The organism is Bartonella sp. AA86SXKL (assembly GCF_042196885.1).
In genome coordinates this window covers 324-637 of the sequence record NZ_JBHIRE010000441.1, presented here as the reverse complement: position 1 = coordinate 637, position 314 = coordinate 324, and the positions used below count along the sequence as shown (strand labels likewise).

General features: G+C 34.1%; 1 protein-coding gene. It reads left to right on the top strand.

Annotated elements, in window-relative coordinates:
• Positions 1 to 214 (top strand): hypothetical protein (locus ACFIO5_RS12520; RefSeq protein ID WP_375705578.1); only part of this gene is annotated, 214 nt, incomplete at its 5' end.
• Positions 215 to 314: the final 100 nt, after the last annotated feature.

Sequence of the window (314 nt, the reverse complement as noted above, 5' to 3'; positions counted from 1 at the left end):
CGGGGGCTTTAGCGTTCTGGCTAAAATTATTTCTGTATTTCTGCTAAAACCACTGGTAAAGGTCCAAGCCAGCACACCCCTGCTATCTTCCAACTCAAAATGTTGCAATTGCTTTTGTATTGAGAAAATTCATGAAAGATTCATACCTTTCTTAAATAGTTTTTACCCAAACATTGCTTTCTCTTATGAAAGACAAGCAAATGGTTTGAAATGAGAGTATCTTACTGTATTCGAGGTTTTCATTCAAATTGCAAAATGATTAAATTATCATTATAAATCAATGCTCCTTTGGCAAAGGAGAAAAAATGATAAGG